This window comes from Saprospiraceae bacterium, assembly GCA_016712145.1.
In the GTDB taxonomy this organism is placed as follows: domain Bacteria; phylum Bacteroidota; class Bacteroidia; order Chitinophagales; family Saprospiraceae; genus Vicinibacter.
In genome coordinates this window covers 1,558,126-1,581,437 of the sequence record JADJRO010000001.1, presented here as the reverse complement: position 1 = coordinate 1,581,437, position 23,312 = coordinate 1,558,126, and the positions used below count along the sequence as shown (strand labels likewise).

15 protein-coding genes, 1 tRNA gene and 1 pseudogene are annotated in these 23,312 nt (G+C 35.3%); 7 read left to right on the top strand and 10 right to left on the bottom strand.

The genetic code is table 11. The annotated features are described in order from the left end of the window. Positions 1-13: 13 nt before the first annotated feature. The gene (locus tag IPK91_06730) at positions 14-736 is read right to left on the bottom strand and encodes a hypothetical protein (GenBank protein MBK8296959.1); all 723 of its coding nucleotides are present in this window, start codon (positions 734-736) and stop codon (positions 14-16) included. A gap of 131 nt (positions 737-867) precedes the next feature. Between IPK91_06730 and IPK91_06725 the strand changes: the two genes are divergently transcribed. The 4 genes and pseudogenes from IPK91_06725 (at position 868) to galE (ending at position 5,764) form a co-directional block, all read left to right on the top strand. Continuing rightward, positions 868-1,932: a hypothetical protein gene (locus tag IPK91_06725; GenBank protein ID MBK8296958.1), complete on the top strand. Its 1,065-nt coding sequence runs from the start codon at positions 868-870 to the stop codon at positions 1,930-1,932. An 86-nt stretch (positions 1,933-2,018) separates the two neighbouring features. Further along, complete coding sequence (locus IPK91_06720; protein ID MBK8296957.1) at positions 2,019-2,849, top strand: SPFH domain-containing protein; 831 nt, start codon at positions 2,019-2,021, stop codon at positions 2,847-2,849. Positions 2,850-2,982: 133 nt separating this feature from the next. Beyond that, positions 2,983-4,742: pseudogene (locus tag IPK91_06715) on the top strand (excinuclease ABC subunit C). Further along, positions 4,739-5,764 (top strand): UDP-glucose 4-epimerase GalE, encoded by a 1,026-nt coding sequence (gene galE, locus IPK91_06710; protein MBK8296956.1) that lies wholly within the window; start codon positions 4,739-4,741, stop codon positions 5,762-5,764. Before IPK91_06715 ends, galE begins: the two are co-directional and overlap by 4 nt. A gap of 2 nt (positions 5,765-5,766) precedes the next feature. On the opposite strand, the gene IPK91_06705 is transcribed toward galE, so the two are convergent. Together IPK91_06705 and hemW are read right to left on the bottom strand one after the other, a co-directional pair. After that, positions 5,767-6,312 carry a metal-dependent hydrolase gene (locus tag IPK91_06705; protein ID MBK8296955.1) on the bottom strand — a complete coding sequence of 182 codons (546 nt, stop codon included), beginning with the start codon at positions 6,310-6,312 and terminating at the stop codon, positions 5,767-5,769. An 85-nt stretch (positions 6,313-6,397) separates the two neighbouring features. Further along, positions 6,398-7,561, bottom strand: a complete 1,164-nt coding sequence (hemW, locus tag IPK91_06700) for a radical SAM family heme chaperone HemW (protein MBK8296954.1) — start codon at positions 7,559-7,561, stop codon at positions 6,398-6,400. On the opposite strand from hemW, the gene IPK91_06695 reads away from it, so the two are divergent. Continuing rightward, positions 7,515-8,801 carry a hypothetical protein gene (locus IPK91_06695; GenBank protein ID MBK8296953.1) on the top strand — a complete coding sequence of 429 codons (1,287 nt, stop codon included), beginning with the start codon at positions 7,515-7,517 and terminating at the stop codon, positions 8,799-8,801. The genes hemW and IPK91_06695 overlap by 47 nt on opposite strands. Before the next feature lie 17 nt (positions 8,802-8,818). Next, positions 8,819-9,304, top strand: a complete 486-nt coding sequence (locus tag IPK91_06690; protein MBK8296952.1) for a hypothetical protein — start codon at positions 8,819-8,821, stop codon at positions 9,302-9,304. Here the strand turns inward: IPK91_06690 and IPK91_06685 are convergent. From IPK91_06685 to IPK91_06665, 5 genes are read right to left on the bottom strand one after another with little or no spacing between them, the layout of a single operon-like run. After that, positions 9,291-10,211, bottom strand: coding sequence for a hypothetical protein (locus tag IPK91_06685; GenBank protein MBK8296951.1), 921 nt, complete (start codon positions 10,209-10,211; stop codon positions 9,291-9,293). The two genes, IPK91_06690 and IPK91_06685, sit on opposite strands and share 14 nt — an antisense overlap. Next, positions 10,208-10,843 (bottom strand): O-methyltransferase, encoded by a 636-nt coding sequence (locus tag IPK91_06680; protein MBK8296950.1) that lies wholly within the window; start codon positions 10,841-10,843, stop codon positions 10,208-10,210. The genes IPK91_06685 and IPK91_06680 overlap by 4 nt, the downstream gene beginning before the upstream one ends. A 41-nt stretch (positions 10,844-10,884) precedes the next feature. Next, positions 10,885-13,710 (bottom strand): gliding motility-associated C-terminal domain-containing protein, encoded by a 2,826-nt coding sequence (locus IPK91_06675; protein ID MBK8296949.1) that lies wholly within the window; start codon positions 13,708-13,710, stop codon positions 10,885-10,887. Further along, positions 13,620-15,296 (bottom strand): hypothetical protein, encoded by a 1,677-nt coding sequence (locus IPK91_06670; protein ID MBK8296948.1) that lies wholly within the window; start codon positions 15,294-15,296, stop codon positions 13,620-13,622. Before IPK91_06670 ends, IPK91_06675 begins: the two co-directional genes overlap by 91 nt. Beyond that, on the bottom strand, positions 15,293-19,693 hold the full coding sequence (locus IPK91_06665; protein MBK8296947.1) for a gliding motility-associated C-terminal domain-containing protein: 4,401 nt from the start codon (positions 19,691-19,693) through the stop codon (positions 15,293-15,295). Before IPK91_06665 ends, IPK91_06670 begins: the two co-directional genes overlap by 4 nt. A 207-nt stretch (positions 19,694-19,900) precedes the next feature. On the opposite strand from IPK91_06665, the gene IPK91_06660 reads away from it, so the two are divergent. Next, on the top strand, positions 19,901-21,196 hold the full coding sequence (locus IPK91_06660) for an aminotransferase class V-fold PLP-dependent enzyme (GenBank protein ID MBK8296946.1): 1,296 nt from the start codon (positions 19,901-19,903) through the stop codon (positions 21,194-21,196). A gap of 393 nt (positions 21,197-21,589) precedes the next feature. Here the strand turns inward: IPK91_06660 and IPK91_06655 are convergent. Both IPK91_06655 and IPK91_06650 read right to left on the bottom strand, forming a co-directional pair. Beyond that, a tRNA-Leu gene (locus tag IPK91_06655) sits at positions 21,590-21,674 on the bottom strand. Between the two features lie 121 nt (positions 21,675-21,795). Further along, positions 21,796-23,223 (bottom strand): SET domain-containing protein-lysine N-methyltransferase, encoded by a 1,428-nt coding sequence (locus tag IPK91_06650; protein ID MBK8296945.1) that lies wholly within the window; start codon positions 23,221-23,223, stop codon positions 21,796-21,798. Between the last annotated feature and the right edge of the window lie 89 nt (positions 23,224-23,312).

The following is a 23,312-nucleotide window of genomic DNA, read 5'->3' as shown; positions in this document are numbered from 1 at the left end:
GCGTTGGATACTATTAAAATAGATATTGGTTTCCATCTGGAAGTTCAAATCCAAGGAGTCCCTGAACTGAATAAAAGATTTTGTATTTTTCATTGGTCTCATAATTTGAATAAACTTGTTGTAATTTTTTACCAGCAACGATCAATTCAGGATCGAATGCATAATTCGATTTAAATAAATTGGAAATTCCTCGGTCTAAAACTGGAAACTTTAAAGTATGCACTTTTTCCCCAGACAGCGTGCCATTATTTAAAACAAGGCTTATTTCTAAAATATCGGCCATTTTGAGTTGGTCTAATTGGCTGTTAAGTTCGTCTAAGAAGACATATAATGTAATGTGTATTTCACGAATTGCTACCAATGCGGTCTGGTTGATTAATTTACATTGATATACCCTGCTTGCATAGAATACCTGGTTTGTTTTTGAAGAATCCTCATAACAAGGAATTTCAAAGAATGAGCGTTCACTTTTGGAAATTATCGGGAAACTATCCACCCTAAAAGGACAAGTTGCTCCAGTTTGAGAACTGGCAATCAAAATTTGACCGCTATGATAAGGGATCCAATCGAAGCTAACTTCAGCTGGTCTCAGCGACTCCAATTCATAATGCCGAGAGCAGGGTTCAAAATCAGATTCTGGAACATTGCAGTTTGTTAAAATCAATACCCAAAGGCCAAGAAATAACAAATTGATAAGGCAAAGTGAAGAATCCAGACAGACGAATTGAAATTTCAAAAATTAAAATTTATTTAAATGATTGATTTACATTGAATTATAATACAAAACCGGGGTTTTGTTAATGGCTCTCAAAGAAAAGAATGAAATTAATAAAACTTAGGAATTTTGTGATCTTAAATAAATGTCTGATGAAATTCAATACAGTTTTAGTTTTAATGGTATTTGGAAGTCTCTTTAATTTACTTGGTTGTAAATCTGAACCAAAAGCGTTGCCTGAACAAGCACAAACAGCCCAGGCAATTGCTGACGAAAATCTTGCCGGATCAACCTATGCAGTAACCCTGGATGGAAAACCATTAAAGGAATTGCCGGAGCCGGATTCCATTAAAACACAGAACAACGCAAAATTGGATGCAAGCCGAAATTTTTATCTGGGCCATTTGGACGATGTGAAGTCTTATGTTTCTTATGGTGCCCAAAATTTAAAATGCGGTTATGTTGAAAATGCCATTCAGGTTTTGAGTAAAGGCATTGAACAATTTTCAAACACAGCGGATCTGTATTTATATCGAGGCATTGCTTTTGTTCAGGGCAGGCAATTTGGTCCTGCCGTAAATGATTTTTGGAAAGCAGGAAAAGCGGTTGAAGGACAAAAAGATGTGAAAGGGATGCTTGAAAAAACAGAGATCGAGAAAAAAATCAATGCAGGCATGCATTATGAAATTTACAAGTGGATGGGATTGGCATTTCAATGTCAAAATGATTTTCCAAACGCTGAAAAAATGTTTGAAGTCTGTGGTGATTTTTCAACTAATTCAGATTTGTATTGCATGGCTTATTATTGGCAGTATCAGGCCTATAGCCGATCTGGCAGAGTACAGGATGCAAAAAACATATTAGAATCTGCAGATCCAAAGATGTTTATCATGCCTGTTACAAAGCCCTATTTAGATGCATTGTTATATCTTAAAGGAAGCATTAAAGAGTCGGAATTAGTAAATCTTGACCAACTTCCAACGACTTCTGAAGAAGCATTGGCTTGGACTGTTAAAGCATATGCAATCGCTCTTAAAGCGGAATTGGCAGGAACTCAGGATAAACAAATTCGTGTCCTTGAAAAAATCGAGAGCAGTCCGTTTTGGAATCAAATGGCTTACATAGCTGCAGAAGCCGATTTACATCGTTTAAAAGGCTTTAAATATGAAGAAATGAAAGCCAAAGAACTTAAATCAAACGGTAAAAGGAACCAATAATTCTATTAGTGTGTTAAATAGTATACTGGCCATTTAGCCAGAATTTATTTGTTTAACTATTTATTGACCGTTTAATACGAAAACACATGGATGAAAAAGTGTTTAAACCAATTTCGGGTTGGATCATGCTATTGTTCGCCTTGGTAATTGTAGTATTGATTGTTCTAGTTGAAGATCCTGTATTTAAAATTATTTCAGGATTTGTCCTTGCCTTGGTTTTACTGGGTTTTATAATTGTAAACCCAAACAATTCCAAAGTAATGACACTTTTTGGAAAATATGTTGGTTCGATCAAGCAGGATGGATTTTATTGGGCCAATCCGTTTTTTCTAAAAAGAAATCTATCCCTTCGTGCTCGGAATTTTGAAAGCGATCGCCTAAAAGTGAATGATAAACGCGGGAATCCCATTCAAATTGGGGTTATCCTGGTTTGGAAAGTAAGGAATACGTTTAAAGCACAATTTGAAGTTGAAGATTATTTGCATTTCGTGAAAGTGCAAACAGATGCAGCAGTTCGGAAACTTGCAGGAAGTTTCTCCTACGATCATGTTGATGACCATAAGGAAATTACCCTACGATCAGAAGAAAGTGAAGTGAATAGAGTATTGGAAAAAGAACTTCATGAAAGGCTGGAAATTGCTGGCATTGAAGTTTTAGAAGCCAGAATTGGCTATCTAGCCTATGCTCCGGAAATTGCTGCAGCGATGCTTAAAAGACAACAAGCAGAGGCGATTGTATCGGCTCGATATAAAATAGTTGAAGGAGCTATTGGCATGGTAGATGGAGCTTTAAAGCAATTGTCTGATAAAGGAATTGTCAAAATGGACGATCATGAAAAAGTGAAACTGGTCAGTAATCTAATGGTGGTGTTATGCTCAGATAAAGAAACCGTTCCGATCGTTGAGGCTACTGCCTAATTAAGTTATTAAGTATCAAGATATTCAAAGCTTCTAAAGCCTGCGCTTTTGGATTATTTTTGCATTCGTGACTTTAGATGACTTTAAATTGATTCTTGATTCCATTCCCAGAGATCCCGGGGTATATCGCTTTATGGGAGCTAAAGAGGAAATTCTTTATGTTGGGAAAGCTAAGAATCTAAGAAATCGTCTCAACACCTATTTTGGAGAAAAGAAATACATACTGGCAAAAACCAAGGCATTGGTGCGCAAAGCCAAATCAATTGAATTTACAATTACTGACTCAGAACAAGATGCGCTTTTATTAGAAAATTCCTTAATTAAAACCCACCAGCCCCGGTATAATGTAATGCTCAAGGATGGGAAAACCTACACCTATATTTGTATAAAAAAGGAAGATTTTCCAAGAGTATTTTTTACACGTAGATTGATAAAAGATGGTTCTGTTTATTTTGGACCCTATGCATCTAAATATAAAGCTGAAATTATTTTGGATTTGATAAAAACACTTTTTCCACTTCGAACTTGTAATTTAAATTTAAGTCCTGTTGCCTTATCCAGAAATCAATATAAAGTTTGTTTGGAGTACCATATAAAAAACTGCCATGGCCCTTGCCAACATTTTGAATCTGTTGAAGATTACAAACTTAAAATTGACCAGATTAAAAATATACTCAAGGGGCACTTGAAAAAAGTTAAAGAATTTTTACTCTCCCAGATGAATGGCTTTGCAGAGAATATGGAATTTGAAAAAGCACATCAATGTAAAATTAAATTAAATGCATTTGAAGATTATCAGGGAAAGTCAACCGTTGTAAGTACTTCAATTAAGGATGTGGATGTGTTTTCTATTGCATATGATGATCAGGAAGCCTATATTCATTTTTTAAAAGTAATTGACGGTGCTGTAATCCATACGTATACACTCGAAGCAACAAAAATTGTGATGAGGATCCGGCTCAGATCTTAGCATTAGCTATTCCGGAGTTGCGGGATAAATTTGATAGCCAGGCTCCTGAAATTATTGTTCCGTTTCATGTATACATCCCTGATGACAAAACAGAAATTACGGTTCCTAAGTCAGGTGATAAGAAAAAATTATTGGAATTATCAATTAGTAATATTCAATATTACCAGCTTCAAAAAAAGAAGGAGCGAATGAACCATGGCACCAAAATGCTTCCTTATGAACGCATTTTGAAGACCTTGCAGGAAGAATTGCAATTAAAAGAACTTCCGATCCATATTGAATGTTTTGATAATTCCAATATTCAGGGATCAAATCCAGTGGCCGCTTGTGTAGTGTTTAGAAATGCGAAACCATACAAAAAGGATTACAGGCATTTTAATATCAAAAGTGTGGTTGGGCCAAATGATTTTGCATCCATGGAGGAGGTTGTTTACCGCCGATACAAACGATTGCAGGATGAAGGACAAAGTTTACCCCAATTAATCATTATTGATGGCGGAAAAGGTCAGTTATCCTCAGCTATAAAATCCATTGAGGCATTGGGATTACAAAATCAACTTGCAATTATTGGTATTGCAAAAAAATTGGAGGAGATTTATTTTCCAAACGATCCAATTCCATTACATATCAATAAAAAAAGTGAATCTCTAAAGTTAATCCAGCAATTGAGAAATGAAGCACATCGATTTGGACTGAATTTCCATAGAAATCAACGCTCAAAAAATTTTATAAAAACAGAATTACTCAATATCAAGGGGGTTGGTACCAAAACAGCACAAAAAATATTGACAAAATTTGGTTCGATTCAAGGTTTGAAGGATGCAGAGAAAGACGAATTGCTTAATTTGGTTGGTCCCGAAATTACTAAAAAAGTGTTGGATTATTTTGACCAAACTGTTTTGGAATTTAAAAATGAGGAATGAATACTAAAATAAAAATAGCGGTTACTGGTGGATGTGGGTATATCGGGAGTCATGCAATCATTGATCTGTTGAATTCCGGATATGATGTAATTTCTGTTGATTCATTGGCCAATAGTTCGGAGGCTGTATTGGATGGGATTCAAAAAATTACAGGTAAGCGAATTATTAATTACAGAATTGACCTGTCTGTTGAAAATTCCTGGCGCGAGTTCGTTTCAAAAGAGAAGGACATTCAGGGAATCATTCATTTTGCTGCATTAAAAGCAGTGGGTGAATCCGTTCAACATCCATTGACTTATTATAAGAACAATGTAGGTGGATTGATAGAAGTTTTAAAATGGATGAAATTTGCAGGCATCCCTTATCTAATCTATTCATCATCATGCACGGTGTACGGTCAAACAAACGACTTACCAGTTACAGAAGCGACTGCTTTTGGTGAAGCAACTTCACCCTATGGAAGGACAAAACAAATTGGCGAATGGATGTTACAAGATTTGTTTACAGGTCCTGATCAAAAAGCGATTTCACTTAGGTATTTCAATCCAGCTGGAGCTCATGAGTCCGCTTTAATTGGAGAAGCACCAACAAATCCGGCTTTAAATCTGGTACCGGTAATTACTGAGACCGCTATTGGAAAGCGCGATCAATTTATTGTTCATGGAACAAATTATAATACGCCGGATGGAACTTGTATCCGGGATTATATTCATGTAATGGATTTGGCAAATGCTCATACTAAAGCCTTGAATTATTTAATGAATCATTCGGATGGTTTACCTTTTGATGCATTTAATCTTGGAATTGGGAAAGGTCATAGCGTGTTGGAAATGATTCATTCCTTTGAATTGTTGAGTGGTGTTAAATTGAATTATCAGATGGGCCCAAGAAGACCAGGGGATACTGAAAGTATTTATGCGGATAACACAAAAGCTATTCAGTTATTAGATTGGAAACCTACGAGAAACCTTGATATGATTCTAGAATCTGCCTGGAAATGGGAAAAAAACAGAATGTCCTGATTTTATTTATTAAAAAAGTATTTCCTCCAATAATATCCGGAAATCAAAACAAATCCTGAAACGAACCCTATAAACTTCATTTCTTGTTTAAATATGGAAAACCCGAAACTTGTAAAAAATGCTTCAATATGCATGGACGAAACAGGTATTGGCCTAATTGGAAAGAAAAAACGTTCGTTGTAAACTGGAATAAAAAAACCAACTCCCAATCCTCCATCTGTCATCGCATCCAATAAACCATGACTTAAGGTGATTATAAAAAAGAAAAAACTTATTAAAAAGCGGTCGATTTTAGTTTCACATTCATCGTTAAAAAATAGATAACTTACAGCTACTCCAGTGATGATTGAAAAGAGAATGGAATGTGAAAATCCCCTGTGACCCCACACCGAACCATAACGAATGCCTGCTTCAAACCCAATCACATCCAGATCCGGGATCGTTGAACAAACCATTGCTAAAATTAGGCTGAGCAATAATTTGTTTTTAAAGGGTCTGAATGGACTCAAACTAAGTGCGAAAATAGCATGACCGATTGCTGAAGGCATTTATAATTAAATTACGAATTTATAATTGCGAAATTGTACTTGCTAAATAAGACCAACATAAAGTTACATAATAAAATTATAGTAATTATTTATCTCTAACTACAAACAAATCTGAACTTACAGAATCTGCAATCGTTTTTCCTTGACGGGTTAATTGAAAACGACCATTCAGGAATTGGATATTTTTTAAATTAAGCTGCTTTTGCAATGCGGTTTCTGCATATGTTAAAAACTCTGGAAAATGATTCGCTATATATTCTAAATCAAGTCCTTCTATTCTGCGGAGTTGCAGCATCATATACTCGTTGTAAAGTTCATTAGCATTTAATTTTTCTTGCATAGAAAACGATTCCTCACTGATTAATGCTTTGATATAAGCATTATTATTTGATACATTCCAACTTCTATAAGGGTGTATATAGGAATGTGCTGATGGGCCAAATCCAAGATAGGGAATCCCTTCCCAATAGGAACTATTATGTTTTGAGCGAAACCCAGTTTTGCTAAAGTTTGAAATTTCATAAGCTTCATAATTATTTAATTCACAAAAGTCTAATAAATAATTCATCTGCCGAATCGTTTCTTCATCAGGTGGAATTGTTATTTTTTTTTCATTAACTAAATGATGCAGCGATGTGCGTTCTTCCAGTGTCAAAGAATAAGCTGAAAAATGGGGTATATTATATTTTATAAGTTCATTCAGATTGTATTTCCATCTATTTTGGTCTGTGCTTGGAAGCCCATACATCAAATCAATACTCAGGTTTGTAAATCCAGCATTTATAACAGTTTCAATAGCATCCCGAGATTGATTGGCAGTATGTGATCTATTCATCCACTTCAAGTCCTCTTCAAAAAAGGATTGTATGCCGATACTAATTCTATTGAAGCCCAGATTTAATAAACTCGTTGAATAAGCATTTGTAATATCATCTGGATTGGCTTCTATGCTTATTTCTACTTCAGGTAATAATTGGTAATTGCCTTTTATGGTGTGTAAAATTTCATACAGCTCGGTTTCAGTAAATAAGGAGGGGGTCCCTCCACCGAAATACAAGGTATGGATGGTATGATTAGGTAGATTAGAAGCCCGTATTTTTATTTCTTTAAGCAATGCTTGAACTAATTCGTTTCGTGTACTTAAATTCGTGGAGAAATGAAAACAACAATAGCTGCATTTTCGTTTACAATAAGGAATGTGTATGTATAATCCAGCAGGATTGAGATATGGTCTATTGGTTTCACCCATCCAGATATTAATTTGGTTAGTGGTTATCTATGCGGGTATTGCCGTTGGGATCTCTCAAACAGATCATATTAACTTGTCGAATCAGGAAAAACCAGATAGCAATACGTTTCTAATTGCAAATGTAAAGGATACTCATGAACTTAAATTAAAAATTGAACATTGGATATTCAAGCAATTGCAAGATGGTCATTTGCTTGCAAGTCAAGATTCAGTTTTTTTAAATCCTCCGATTCATGCTAAACTTTATAAGGGTTCGCAATATAAAATGGCTCTAACGGAATTGGATAGCTTAGAATCAATAGTTGGTAATTTTTCGAATAAGCGTTTTTTTCAGTTGCAGCCAGCGGATCTTGTCAATTTGATGAATGCATGGGTTCGAAACCAGGCAAACTTAGGATATCCATTTTGTAAGATTGAATTGCAAGGCGTTCGCGTTTTAAATGATACCCTCCATTATCAAATCAATAAGATCCTGGGTCCGAGAATCCAGTTTAGGCAAACAGAACAAAGGAACAAGAAGCCTTTAAGAGATTTTGTATTAAATCGGTTGACCAGAATTTTTCCTGCATCAATTTACAATCAAGAATTGGTTGAAAATATCCCATTTGTATTTAAGAATATACCTGCAGTGCATTTGAGCAGTGAGCCACGGGTTTTATTTTTAGGAGATGAAGGAATCGTATGGCTTTATCTGGATAAAAACAAATTAAATCGATTTGACTTTATATTGGGATTTAGTCCAGAAACAGGTTTAAGCTCCAGGAAATTCAGACTCACAGGTGAAGGTGGTTTTGAATTGCATAATGCTTTTCGTATGACAGAACGTATTTTTATGAAGTATGAAAATTTGAATGATCAATCTCCACGGCTGAATTTGGGATTTGAATTTCCATATTTGAACTATTTGCCGATAGGGGTAAGCCAATTAATTAATTTATACAAGTATAGAGAAGAGTACTTTGATTTATATAATCAATCAGGCATTAGCTATCCAATTGCATTCAATCAAGGAATCAAAGCAACATTCAATTATCGTTCTTCTAGCTTATTAAATCCGGATACTTTGCGTTTGCTTAGTACCAAACGATTGCCAGAGCAGTTAGATTACCGGTATCTTTCTGGAGGCTTTAGCTATCATTGGACCAGTCTGGATAATATAAACCTACCTATTAAGGGATTTCAATTTCGTGTAAATCTGCAATATGGAAAAAGAAGATTAAGGAAAGTAGCATTTTATTAGCTTATAATTCAGATGCATTGAATGTAAAGCAGCAATACGATAGTTTAAATATTAATCAGGATCAGGCTTTAATTCAATTAAATTTAGATTACTATTTGAAATTGAGCCGACGGCACACATTCAAGTTGAGCACAAATCTCCAAAGCATTTTAGCATCTGGAAGTCTGGTGTCAAATGAGCTTTTTAGAATTGGAGGCTTTAAAGATTTGCGCGGTTTTGATGAAGATTTTTTTAAAAGTTCTGATGATTTAATTCAAACACTTGAATATCGATTTTTCCTTGATCGAGCAAGTTTTATTAATTTGTTTGTTGATATGGCTTATTTAAATCAATCAATTGGAACTGCTTTTGAGTGGACCTATAATATGGGTTTTGGAACGGGTATTCAATTTCAAACTAAAAGTGGTAATTTTAGTTTACAATATGCATTAGGACAATCTAAAGATCAGACACTTAGCTTTTCAAATGGAAAAATTCACTTTGGATACACTAATTTCTTCTAAATTGGCCTAACCAATTTCTAAAAACTAGTTTGATTTTGCAAATCCAATGCGTATTCCAAGTATATAAGTAGTAGTGTTCTATTGCAGCTCCAAAGCTTTGTATAAACTTTGCAATTCCTGGAATCATACTCCCTTCAAAATCAAGGTATATATCTTTTCCGGAATATGCATGTATCGTATGATCCAAAATTGCATGCATTGCATCTACAGATCGACCCTCCGATGTGGAACAAGAATATAAATAGACGATCCGATTATTAAAATGGGTAAAAAAGGCCATTGCAATTGGATTTTGTTTACTATCCATCACATATTTAATAAATCCATGTTGTTTTTCAATGCAAGTAGAAATGAGGCTTGAAAGTAGTTGCGCGTTTTTATAAGCGTCCGGGATTGTTTTATTGCTGTTATTCAAGTAAAATTCAGCAAATTGGAATGCATCAATACTGAAGAGGACACTGTGCTTATTTTTATTCAAACTGTTTTTTAGTCCTGAGGAGTAATTTTGACGAATGTGTTTATATTCAGGTTGCAGGTAAAGAATATAATTGTTTCGTTGCACTTTAGTAAATCCTGCTGGTAATAAATTAATGTTTTGAGACCATGAAATAATTCCACATGGAATTTTAGAAGTAATTATTTCTAATAATTTATTTTCAATATTATTTTCATGATTTGTATAAATTGGATCCAACCGTTGAACTCCTGGAGGTAAAAATGCATTTATACCGATGAAACTTTGTTTTACTGGAACCAGAACAATACATCCATTTTGTTCAACTAAATAGCAATTTTTAATTAACAGTTTAAAATACCAGGCTTGGTGTACCAGATTTCCATGGTTACTAATTTTCATTGAAACCTGTTCAGGGTACAATTCATTATTTGAAAGAAATTGAGCGCTCACCCTGTTTGTTTTATCGAAATACTTAATCCGTCACGTAATGCTAAAATTTGTGTTTCCCAAAGAGGGGATTGCCGTAACCGTTTATTAAAAAGATCCAGCGTGTTTGTTTCTTCATCTTTTTCAGAATCCAATACTTTTCCATACCAAAGTACATTATCTGCAATTAAAATGGCTCCTGGTTTAAGTGTTTCTTCTAAAATATCAAGGAATTCCAAGTATTTGTTTTTGGCAGCATCAAGGAATACGAGATCCCAGGAATAATTTAAATTAGGAATTAGCTTCAGTGCATCACCATAATGATAATGAATTTTAGAAAAATAGCTTGACCTAGAAGCAAATGATGTGACGATATGTCTATAATCTTCAGTAATTTCAATAGTATGCAATTCCCCATTTGGTATTAAGCCTTCGGCCAAACACAATGCACTGTAAGATGTAAATGTACCAATTTCAAGTATGTATTGAGGTTTACTTAGTTTAGAAATCAGACTGAGTAAGCGACCTTGCATTTTGCCGGAAACCATTTGCGGAGCAATGGTTTGTAAATAGGTTTGTCGTTCCAATTCATTCAAAACAGCATCTGGCTGGTGGGTATGACTTTCACAATAAAGTTCAAGATCCCTTTGATTCATAAATGTAAATTATAAGACAAATAAGGCTATTAACAGGCTTATTATTGGATTAAGCTGATGTCACCTGTATAAATTTTAGGCCCATCCACTTCTTGAATTTCTACCATATAAATAAAAACACCCGGATTTAATTTTTCATGTGATCCACTAGTGCCACCCCAGCCATCTTTTTCTGAATTTAATACAAAATTTTCTTTTGAAAATACAAGATTACTCCAACGGTCGTAAATATTAAAAATATTTATCGGAGAATCTGAAGGTAAGCCTATTGGATAAAAATAATCATTGATATTATCACCATTTGGAGAAAAGGCATTTGGAAAATAAACCTTACTCTCTTTTTTTACGATTACCTGTATTGTTGCTGTTGCTGAACATCCATTTTTATCAATAACGGTAACAGTTATTAAATCGTCATGATTTGCTGTAATCTCTGGATCCGGACAGTTAGAACAAGATAATTGATCTGAAGGCGTCCATAGGATGCTGTTGATATCAATAGGATTTGAAAGGATCGTTAAATTCAATGTTTGTTTAGATCCAAAGAGCAATTCAATTTTAGGTGAAACCAATATTCTAACATCGCCTGTTTCAATAATGTTAAAAGCCACATTAAATTGACAACCATTTGCATCTTCTACAATTAAGTTATAATTTCCAGGAGCAAAATCGATTGTAGAGATGTCATTGATAAAATTAACGCCATTATCAAGAGAATATTTATAGGGCAGTTTTCCCCCTATAATTTGGTTTATAAGCAATTTACCATTATTTCGATTGCAACTTGATGAAACACTTTGGGTTGAAACGTTTTGAATTCTATTGGTATCCTCCAGAATATCTATAAAGCTAGAATTGCTGCAACCGCTTCGTGGATTGGTTATCGTACAGAAATAACGACCTGGAATTTTTGTTGCAAATTGAGGAAGCGTATAATTGAAACCATTTGGTCCCGTCCATTTCATAGTAAATCCTTGCAAACTGGAAGAAGCTTTAACCGGCGCACTGTTTCTAAGACATGTGATCGTATCGGCTGAAAGACTTAAATCAGGTGTCATCGTATCAATACTGATTTGAACCATTTTAATTAATTTACAATCTGCAGAATTGGTCACCGTTACAAGATAAGTACCTCCCATCTGTATTGTAGGATTTTTAAGTGTACTATTAAAATTATTCGGCCCACTCCAATTAAAGTTCAAATCGGTATCGTTGCTATTTAGCGTTAAATTAATTGAAATGCGTTTACAATTTAAACTATCATTAGCTACAGTAAAAGTTGGAAGTTTTCGAATATCTTGAATCGAAACGCTGTCTGAAGCAATACAACCGAAATCACTGGTTAGAACCACCTTGTAAGTTCCTGGTTCGATTGCCACTATTGAGTCCGTATTTGCTGAAAAGCCATTTGGTCCAATCCAACTAATTGTTTTAGTTTGATTTGTGGATTGGATTTTTAAATTGACCGTACTGTCTTTACAACTGATAAAATTATTACTGGCTATCAAGTTAAGCACAGGGATATCAGCAAATTTTGAAATGAAAATTTGCTTTATCGACTCACAACCATTTGGATCGGTTACTTTCAATGTATACAATCCGGAATCTTGTATTTCTGGTCGTGCCATGTTTGAAGTGAACCCATTCGGGCCTGTCCATTCAAAAAGTACACCTTGTGTTGCAGATCCCGCCCGAATTATTAATTTTTGTTTAATGCAACTTAATGTATCATCACTTGCAAATATGTCAGGGAGTTGATCCTTTTGAAATACAAAAATTGAATCCGTAAAAACACAACCATTCGTTCCGATAATTGTCAAAACATAAAACCCACTTTTTGTTATGGTGGGATTCACAAGATTTGAAACAAAATTATTAGGACCTGTCCATAGAATTGGAAGTCCGGCTGGCGTGTTTAGTGCTCTGATGGATGCAGTGCTTTTGCATTGTATTGTGTCAGCTTCCAATTGTGCACTTGGTTTTACAAAATCTTCAATAATATTTATAGTTTGAGTTTGAGTGCATCCATTTGATCCAGTAATCTGGAGCATATAATTACCCCCTGTGGTTAACAAAGGATATTTTAGTGAACTAGTAAAGTTTGCGGGTCCAGACCAATTGAATTTGGAGATACTGGAATCTACTGTAACACTTGGAATAACAGCCGTGCGGATACAATTTAAGGTATCCCATGAAATTTGTAGCGAGGGCAAAGCTTTGTCTTCAGCAATCGCAATGTCAATGGCATTCGTGCAACCATTAAATCCAGTCACAGTTAGTTGATACGTTCCTTTTTCTTTTACAACAGGATTCAATTGTTGACTGACAAATCCATTGGGTCCAGTCCAGGAAATCGTTTCAACCGACGAACTCGTAAGTTTTAATATCAGGCTATCTTTAGTGCAGGTTAAGGTATCAGGAAATCCGAATAAACTTGGGATTGTAACATCTTTAAATATGTTGATGCCTTTATTGACACTACATCCATTGGGCCCTGTTACAATTAAGGTATAGTTTCCAGAATCTGAGGCTGTGATATTTGATTGGTTAAAAATGGTATCAACAGGTGTAATCCATTTTATTTGAGCTCCTGTAGTATTGCTTCCTCCATTTATTTGGATGCTTGGTTTGCTACATGTAATGGTGTCATTATTTGAAATATAAAGATCGGGCACATCAGAAGATTTGACAACAAAAATTGAATCAATTCCCTGGCAGCCAGTTCCTGTTGTAATTTGGACCACATACCAACCTTGATCTACGACAAATGGTTGCCTTAAATTTGAATTAAATCCATTTGGTCCCGTCCAAAAATCGTTGCACTGGTATCGGTAAGCAATTTTAATTGTACGGATTGAATTGCGCAAGTTAAGGTGTCAGCATTAATTGCTATCGCTAGTGAAGTTTGTAAGTCTTTTACATAGAACGAGTCGATTTCCTGGCAACCGAAACTATCGAGTGTGGTTAAATAATACCAACCCGTATCTTTCACAATTGCATTTATAGAAGAATCTTTTTTAAATCCTAAGGGTCCTTTCCAAGAATAAATTGGTTTTAGTCCAATTGATTCTGCCTTTAAAATGGCTGAATCTATATTACACGTAATGCTATCACCAATAATTTCAGCCTCAATAAAACTTCGGTTGTCTTTGAGATCTACTTTTGCGGTAGATTCGCATCCATAGGAATCTGTAACTTTTACTGTGTATTCCCCAGCTTCAGTTAAATTATAAATATTGGCACGTGTATTATAATACCCATTGGGTCCATTCCATTCAAATTGCGGTGAACTGGATTTGCTACTGGCTTCCAAACTTCCGGTTGGATTTTTGCAATCGATATTGACAGCTTTTATTTTGATATCTGGAGGTGTGGTGCTGCCGTTTACCATTACCATAACTTCCTTTTGACACCCATACAACCCGGTTATTTTTAAAGTATATGTACCGGGGGTATCTATTACAGGTGTGAGGGTTTTATCTCCACTTACAATATGACCATTTTTTGTTGACCAATCATAGCTAATTCCTGGACCGGTAGAAGATCCTGAAGCATCTATCGTTAGTGGTCTATTCGTACAATTGATATCATCAACAGGATTCACATCTGCAATCAAGTCATAAACTGTTACAGTAACCTCATCTTTTTCTTCACAACATTCTTTTACAGTAATGTCGTCAATGGCGCACATACTCGCAGCTCCCGTTCCACCATAATTTGCTAAACAGAAATTTGCGGTTGTAGCATTCCCTGAATTCCATATGAAACTTGCATCTGCTTCAACACAGGTGCCGCTAATAGCATCTATGCTTCCTACAAAACTTCCATTTACTAATAATCCAATTGTGGGAGGTGGGCCAAAAATATAGGGGATTCCAAATACTTTATATTCAATTTTATAATCTGTATTTTTACTAACATTAATTTGTTGACACCAAATCATGACATTTGATGAAGTTGGAGTAATGGCCATTGTAAAGCTACCAATATTCGGATTGCAACCAAATGCTTGTGCAATTTGTGGAACTGACATTATCATATAACCACCAGTAGATCCTATTAAATTCGGTATGGTATTATACTGAGTATATTGACTGGTTGAAGGATTTATAGAACCTGTTTCAAATCCACCATTTGCAATTAAATTTCCTGACATGGCTCTTGCTGTCAAAGTATACGTTGTAGTCATGCTGGGGTTTGCAACAGGATTAAGTGCATTTGGATTACTCAATCCATCCGGAGGTTCCCAACTGTAATTTGTTGAATTACTAACCGTCCCGGATAAATTTTTTCCTTGACCTGCACAAATTGTGATATCCGGTCCAGCATTCACAGTAATCCCACAGGAATTGGGCATAGCAAAATGATGCTGAGAATTGTTTTGTGCTTGACTATTGATCAAGCATGGAATAAGCAAGCACAATAAATTTATAATTCTTCTTGTTTCTTTCATCTAATTAATGTTACATCTCCTTTTACGACCCATTTTAGTCCGTTTATTAATTCTACTTCTCCCCAATAAACATATACACCGGGATTGCATTTTTCACCTTTGTAATTTCCATTCCAACCATGAATTAAATCATTTGGTAGGAATTCTTTTGATTCAAAAACCCGATTGCCCCAACGATCGAAAATCTGGAAAATATTAATTTTAGTCACTTCTGCTTTAGATCCAAATATGGTCAACCAATCATTGATATTATCTCCATTTGGGCTAAATACATTGGGCACCCAAACTTTTGGTATTTCAACTAAAATGCGGATTCGTTGAGTAGACTCACAACCATTGGTATCTATGACTGTAACAGTATAAAAACGACTTACCCATGGATTGGCAAATGGATCTTCGCAATTTGAGCAGCTCAAATCATCCGTTGGGCTCCAACTTATTGAATCAATTAATCCCCTGTCTGACAGGATGTTTAAATCCAGTTTAATTGAATCACCTAAACTAATGGTAATTTCAGGTTGGAGATTCGTTTCAATGTAAGGCAACTCAATAATATCAAAATCTTTCTGAAATTCACATTGTTGATTATCAATTACGAATAATGTATAATGCCCTGCGACCAATTGATTCAGATTGGGATTACCAGAATAGGTTTTTTTGAAATCAATTGAATATCTGAGATCTGAATGTCCGCCAATTACTTTGGCAATTTGTGCTGAGCCAATTTTATTTCCACAGGTGGGGTTAGTAGGTTGGATGAGCACATCAGTGATAATCAAACTATCAGCAAGAACGGTTTGTGTTTTTTGAGTGCGACATCCATTTAAAGGATTTACAATTTCTGAAAGGTAAGCACCAGGTTTTTTGGTTTTATAGACTAACTGATTCGTTAACAAATTGCCTTGAGAATCTTTCCAGCTGAAAATACCCGGATTTATATTTGTAGATGCAATCAAGTTAGCTTCTGTATGAATACAATCTATAGTATCTGATTGTGTTTTTAATTCAGGATGGATGGTATCTATGGAAACAAATACATTTGAAGTTTGAGTGCAAAAGTTTTTTCCTGTTACATTGATTGTGTAATTTCCAGGAATTGAAGTGTTTATTTGACGGGAATTTGATTTAAAATTTCCAGGACCCGACCAATCATACAACAATCCATTTGTTTGAGACATTGCCTGGATTTGTGCAAGTTGTTTAATACAATTCAGGGTATCATCTTGTACTTGAAGATCTGGTGAAATCGTATCAACAGCTATAAAAATGGTTTGGGAATTTGTACAATAATTGGGTGCAGTTACGCTAAAACTATAAGTACCTCCTTCTTTTGTTTTAATAGAATTTGAGTTCACCGTTTGCATGTTGCTCAGTGTCCAGGATCCAACCAATTGAATTGGCATGACCATAGCAACCAAGTCAACTTCTCGTTTCATACAATTTATTGAATCAAATTGTAATTGAAGTCTGGGTTTAATAGTATCTATTAAAATATTCAGACTATCAAGTGTTGTGCAATAATTTGTACCTGTAAGTTTTAGAGTATAATTTCCACCGGAGCTAATAATGGGATTTTGCAAAGAAGAAGTAAATCCACCCGGTCCACTCCAAGCAAACGATTGTATAGGATCCTTTGAACTAAATCGAAGGCTGGTTTGTGTTTTTAAGCAATTTAATGTATCTGAGAAAACAATTAATTGAGGAGAAATGGTATCCTGGGGCACAAAGACTTGTAAAATAGTGAAACAATTTTCTGGTGTAGATACCTTAATTGAATAAATACCTCCCTTTGTTACTGAGATATTTTTTGAAGATGAAATAAAACTACCAACTTCATCGGTCCAACTATAGTTCAGGCTATCCCTTGTTGAGCTAGCAGTTAAATTTCCAATTCGCTTTAAGCAATTGAGTGTATCTGTAGTTGTCTGGAGATCTGGTTTGCGAATGTCTTGTAAAATTGTCAAGATCGCACTGTCGCTACAACCATTTTTACTTTGGGATTTTAAAATATAACTTCCCGGCTCTTTTATATAGGGATTTAATTGGTTAGATGAAAATCCATTCGGACCAATCCATTGAAAAATTGCAGTCGGATCAGAACTACTTGCTTTTAATTTGATGCTATCCTTACTGCAAGTAAGGGTATCATCACTTAATTGTAAAATCGGTTTTGTGATATCTTCATAAATATGAAGTAATAAACTTGATTGGCACCCATTGGATTTTCTTGCGGTTACTTGATAATCACCTGCCAAATTGATCAATGGGTTTTTTAATGTACTATTAAATCCTGATGGTCCAAGCCAACTATATTGAGAAGTTCCATTGTCAGAAATGAGAAAGTTAAGTTGAGTTTTAATACAAGTCAATGTATCATTCATGCCAGTAAGCAATGGTCTTAAAGTATCAATAGAAATGAACACATTTGCAGAATCCTGACATCCATTTTCAGCGATGGCATTTAAAAAATAGTTACCAGGTACATCCACCCAAACGGTATCTGCTTGTGACTTAAAATTGTTTGGACCGCCCCAATTTAATATTAATTTAGAAGTACTTTTTTTAGGAAATAAAGCTATTGTTGTTTGACTGCAATTTAATGTATCTGGAAGCAGTTGAATGTTAGGAGCTAGGGTGTCTATTGGTATGTCTAAATTTAATATTGAAACACAACCGTTGTCAGATTCCACTTGAAGTGAATGCCTACCTGCAGTGGCGGTCCGTATCGATAACGAATCAAGCCACCTATAATTTCCTAAATTTTGCCAAGACGCTGATTTTACATTTCGATTGCCGGTAACTAAAATATCAATAGAGTCTTTCAAGCAACTGAGTGTATCAAAACTGTATTTGAGAATCTGTGCTTGTTTGTCCTTTAATATCCGTACCGAATCAAATTTAATACAACCAGTTGGAGAAGTTACTTTTAAATAATACCAACCACTATCAACGACATTCCATTGAGATTTTGTTGAAGTATCCTTAGAAGGTCCTATCCATTCAAATAAAGAGCCTGGCACTGTTGAACTTGCAATTAAGTAAGCAGTATCTGTTTTGCAATTTATTGAATTTGATTGAATTTGAATTTTAGGATTGTCGCTTCGCTCGAAAATAGTAACCGAGTCAATTGTTTTACAATTGTAGTCATCCGTAATCGTTATGGTATATTTCCCAGCTTCTGTCACAACAATAAATGGGTCTAATGAATTAAATCCATTGGGACCACCCCATTTATAATCTAATGGAAACACGGTACTTCTGGTATTTACGGTTACACTCAGTCGATTACATCCCAATGTATCTTTAGTTATAATTTGAAGATCTGGAGGAGTTATATTTCCACTTACAAGGATAGATTCTGTTTTACAACAATTTGGAATTGGAGAGCATACAGTAAGAAAATAAGTTCCGGGTCCTTTAATTACAGGTTCAAGTGTATTCCCACCTGAAATAATTTTTCCATCCGCACTGGTCCATTGATAGGTCCATCCAATTCCAGTAGAGGAGGCTTTTGCATTTAAACGAATACTGGGTTTATCGCAAGTAACAATTTCTGGATCTTCGATTGAAATAATAATTTCCTCCACTTCAATTTTCATGGTGTCTTTGACTTCACAAATTTTTCTAAAACCAAGATCATCTATAGCAAAGTCATTTCCACCCGTTGCTGTATTTTCATTTAATATGCATATTTCTGCATTGGTATTGGATCCAGAATTCCAGGTTACTTCATATTTTTCCCATTGGCAAACCGTTCCACTAGATGAAAAATTTGGACCAATTGGGCTCCCATTTATTGAAAACTGCAATACAGGGGGAGAAGCAGACACCACCGAGGTGATCCATGCTGTAAAGACATAATCCATATCTGGCATTACGACAATGTCTTCACACCAAACATTTTGAAAAGCGGCTGACCCATTTATTACCATCATCATCCCACTGCCGGAAGTATGGTCCATGCAAGGAGCAAATCCAGTATGTCCCAATTGTGGATTATTTATAACGTCATAGGTACCCTCACAATCTAAATATCCAAATCCATAACAGGATGTGGTTCCAACCATATAATCTGTTGTAAACCCAGTTCTTCCTGCTTCAAAGTTTCCATTTATAATTAGATTTTGAGTACTTAAGCCTCGGGCTGTTAAAATATATTCTTGTGGACCGGAGACGGTCGCTTTTGTAACAGGGGATTTCGGATTGCTAAGTCCTGTGGGCGGTTCCCAAAAAATTTCTTGAATACTGCCAGTTACTTTTCCATTAATCATAACCATGTCGCCGGGCCTACAAACCTTCAAATCAGGTCCGGCATCCACACTGATGTTACACTGTGCCAATAGGTTTGACCCATTTAGAATGGAGAGGAATATCAGAATTGGTAGGAATCTCTTCATATTAAGCTGAACTTCAAATTTAATACCTGAATCAATCAAATGCAAATTGCTTTGGAACCATTTGTTGACAAAGCTTATACATATTAATGTAAAGTAAATACAATTATAAAATAGCAGGCTTCCCTGTCAAATATCCCTTACTCAATAAAAATATGACCGATTTGGCGTTAAGGGGTTTTTAGCTTTCAAAATTGTATATTAACTTGCATGACTATGCATCGACGATCAGCACTGCAGTGGTTTGGCTCCTTAACAGCCGGAACCCTATTACAACCTTCGGGAACCTTAAAGGCTCTGGGGAATTCATATGATAAGTCCAAATTTCAAATGGAGCAATTGATTAAACCATGTGAAAACGAGGAAGATTTTTGGCATCAGATCCGACAGGCCTATTCAGTGTCTTCAAGTATAATAAATTTAAATAATGGGGGCGTATCTCCTCAACCCAGGGTCGTGCAAGAAGCCGTTGAATTTTACAACCGATTAAGCAACGAAGCTCCATCTTATTATATGTGGAGAATTTTAGACCAGGGGAGAGAACCCCTCCGTGAAAAGATGGCCAAAATTGCAGGATGCCATGCAGATGAATTGGCTTTTAACCGAAATAGTTCGGAAGCTCTGGAAACAATTATTTTTGGATTGCGATTGAATGCAGGAGATGAAGTCGTCCTCACAAAACAAGACTACCCAAACATGATCAATGCCTGGAAACAACGAGCGCATCGGGATGGGATTGGTTTAAAGTGGGTTAATTTTAATTTTCCAATTCAGGAGGATGACGAAATTGTAAATGCATTCGCCAGGGAGTTTAATTCAAAGACAAAAATTGTTCAAATAACCCATATGATTAATTGGAATGGTCAACTATTGCCTTCCAAAAAGATTGCGGATAAAGCGCATGCATTGGGTATTGAAGTTTTAGTGGATGGAGCTCATAGCTTTGCTCATATTCCTTATGCAATTCCAGATTTAGGGGCAGATTATTTTGGAGCCTCACTCCATAAATGGTTGAGTGCTCCATTTGGTAGCGGATTGCTTTATGTTAATAAGTCAAAAATTAGTAAGCTGTATCCTCTTTTTGCAGGTGGAGATCCTGAAAGTACAGACATTCGTAAATATGAAAACCTTGGGACGCGGTCATTTGCAATCGAACAAGCCATTGGAAATGCAATTGATTTTTATGAAATGATTGGAGCTGAACGAAAATTCAACAGGTTGTATGAATTACAACATTATTGGACTGAACGGGTAAAAGATCATCCAAATGTACAGATCAATCATCCAATGGATAAGCATTACAGCGGAGCATTGGGCAATGTGGGTATTAAAAATAAAAAACCCGAAGATTTAGCGTCATTCTTATTTGAAGCATACAAGATTCATTGTGTAGCGATTAACTGGGAAAATATTCATGGTGTGCGTATTACTCCAAATGTTTATACCACAAAAGCTGAATTGGATAAATTGGTCAAAGGAATTTTGGAATTCGCCGATTCAAAATAACAAGATAAAACCATATAATTTATAAGCTACAGGTGTTTATTAGAAATTACTCCTTATCTCAAATTTGGGATAAGATTATTATTTCGAGTAAAAATATTTTCAAATTCGAGATGCTATTCGAAATTCCTAGCAATTAAAATTCTCACTTCGCCTTGATATGGATTTTTTAGGAGGCGTATTTTCATTATTGTATTTTTAACTCACAAGCTATTGCTTAAGAAAATTCTGAGCTAATTCTGTTGTTAAGTTCTTAGCAACGTATTATTTCAATTAATTTTTTGGATTTGAATCTAAACAATTTGAGATTCTAAAAATTAAAGGCTAAAATACTAAGGGAGCCATTGGATAAAAAGCTTCCTTAATCGTTGAATGAAGGGTGTTTCCAAAAAAATGTGCCGAAAGTGGGACTCGAACCCACACGACTTTTAGGGTCACTGGATTTTGAGTCCAGCGCGTCTACCAGTTCCGCCATTTCGGCATTTAATTGGCCTGCAAAGCTAAAAACGATTTGATTATATCAACAAGTAAATTCAATAAAAAAGAAATTTATTATATTATAATAATAAATAATATGAATATTATTTATGAACATTTTAGTCCTATGCGAGTGCTTTGACTGTTTTTTTACCGGCAGGTTCCTTTTGATTACTAATCCAGCTACGGCAATTCGGACTTCCGCAAGTGCAAACAAACGCCTCCATTTGGTCATCCAGGAATGAAGCATAATCAAGTGTCAACTCTTCATTTTTTTCAATATCCCTGGAGGCGATCACATTTAGACCCGAATATTGAGTATTTGGGTTACAACTGTGATTTTGTGGAGCCCATTCTTCAGGACGGGTATCCCACAATATATATACATCTGAGCCAACAGGATAGGCGTATTTTCTAAATAATTCCTTTTCAGCTGCATTCCAGTTTTTATCTACAAACGCTTTGGTCACAATACGTTGGCTTCGCTCTTCTCCTCTAAATACGACCTCGCCTTTTCTGATTTTTAAATTCGCATAAATTCCATAGCCGGATATGGAATTCTTTTTGAGGTAGAATTTCTTTTGTTTACGTTTATGGCGATTGATGCCTTCGCGAATAATGTGTTGCAAGAAGCCGGCCTGGCCAATTCCATCAAGATTTAAAATATGATCTGCGGAACCTTCAAACCCAACTGGGTAAAATACGGAACAGGTAAAGTTGACTTCTAAAAAATATAACTTACCTTTTGGATTCATACGAAAATCCAATCGGGCATATCCTTTTCCTCCAAATTCACGGAATATTGCAGAAGCTGCTTTTCTTAGTTTTCGCTCAATAGTTTCTTCGCGACATGCAATATTGCTTTCTGGATGCAATTCAGAAGTTTTTAAAGCATAAGTTTTAAATGAAAATCCAGGAGGAAAGAGATATTCAACGGGCTTAAAACTGATGCATTTTTTATCATCCTTAAGATCTGCTGCTACCAATATGGTGAATTCTCTGCCTTCGATAAACTCTTCCACCATAACTTCACCAAACTCTTCTAATAAATCTCTTACTTTAATAAAAAGCGATTTTTCATCCTGAACAAAAGAATGATCATCTACCCCCAAACTATCTCCGGCTTTGGAAGGTTTAATGAATAATGGAAATTTTAATTGAGTTGTAAGATCATTTAGGTCATCTAAATTTGACACCACCCTAAAATTTGGCACTTCGACTCCTGCAACATGCGCAACATACTTCATCAGTTCTTTTGATGGGTCATAAAGTTCTTGCGTTGGGCCTGTATATGGTAAATTTAATAAATCTAAGGTATAGATTACATCAATTGATGGAACGTCCCATTCTAAGTATGCCTCACACAGATTAATAAATATGTCATAATCTTTATTGGCCAGAGCTTTTAATTGCTTATACGTAGTAAGTTTATTAAGAAAAACATGATCTACCTCGTCATTAGGTAATAATGAACTGAGATTTCTTGGTGGATCATATTTTTTATAATCTACATTTGAAGGACTATAATCGGGTTGAAGTACACAAACTTTCATGGATGGATTCTAAAATAAAGCACTAAAATAAGAAGCTTTATTATAATAAACTTGATATATGATACTTTTCTTTAACTTATTTAATTGTG

Coding starts and splice junctions, on each gene's coding strand:
- IPK91_06725 (MBK8296958.1), top strand. CDS start 868: ATGAAATTCAATACAGTTTTAGTTTTAATGGTATTTGGAAGTCTCTTT.
- IPK91_06720 (MBK8296957.1), top strand. CDS start 2,019: ATGGATGAAAAAGTGTTTAAACCAATTTCGGGTTGGATCATGCTATTG.
- galE (MBK8296956.1), top strand. CDS start 4,739: ATGAATACTAAAATAAAAATAGCGGTTACTGGTGGATGTGGGTATATC.
- IPK91_06705 (MBK8296955.1), bottom strand. CDS start 6,312: ATGCCTTCAGCAATCGGTCATGCTATTTTCGCACTTAGTTTGAGTCCA.
- IPK91_06695 (MBK8296953.1), top strand. CDS start 7,515: ATGTATAATCCAGCAGGATTGAGATATGGTCTATTGGTTTCACCCATC.
- hemW (MBK8296954.1), bottom strand. CDS start 7,561: ATGGGTGAAACCAATAGACCATATCTCAATCCTGCTGGATTATACATA.
- IPK91_06680 (MBK8296950.1), bottom strand. CDS start 10,843: ATGAATCAAAGGGATCTTGAACTTTATTGTGAAAGTCATACCCACCAG.
- IPK91_06670 (MBK8296948.1), bottom strand. CDS start 15,296: ATGAAAGAAACAAGAAGAATTATAAATTTATTGTGCTTGCTTATTCCA.
- IPK91_06665 (MBK8296947.1), bottom strand. CDS start 19,693: ATGAAGAGATTCCTACCAATTCTGATATTCCTCTCCATTCTAAATGGG.
- IPK91_06660 (MBK8296946.1), top strand. CDS start 19,901: ATGACTATGCATCGACGATCAGCACTGCAGTGGTTTGGCTCCTTAACA.
- IPK91_06650 (MBK8296945.1), bottom strand. CDS start 23,223: ATGAAAGTTTGTGTACTTCAACCCGATTATAGTCCTTCAAATGTAGAT.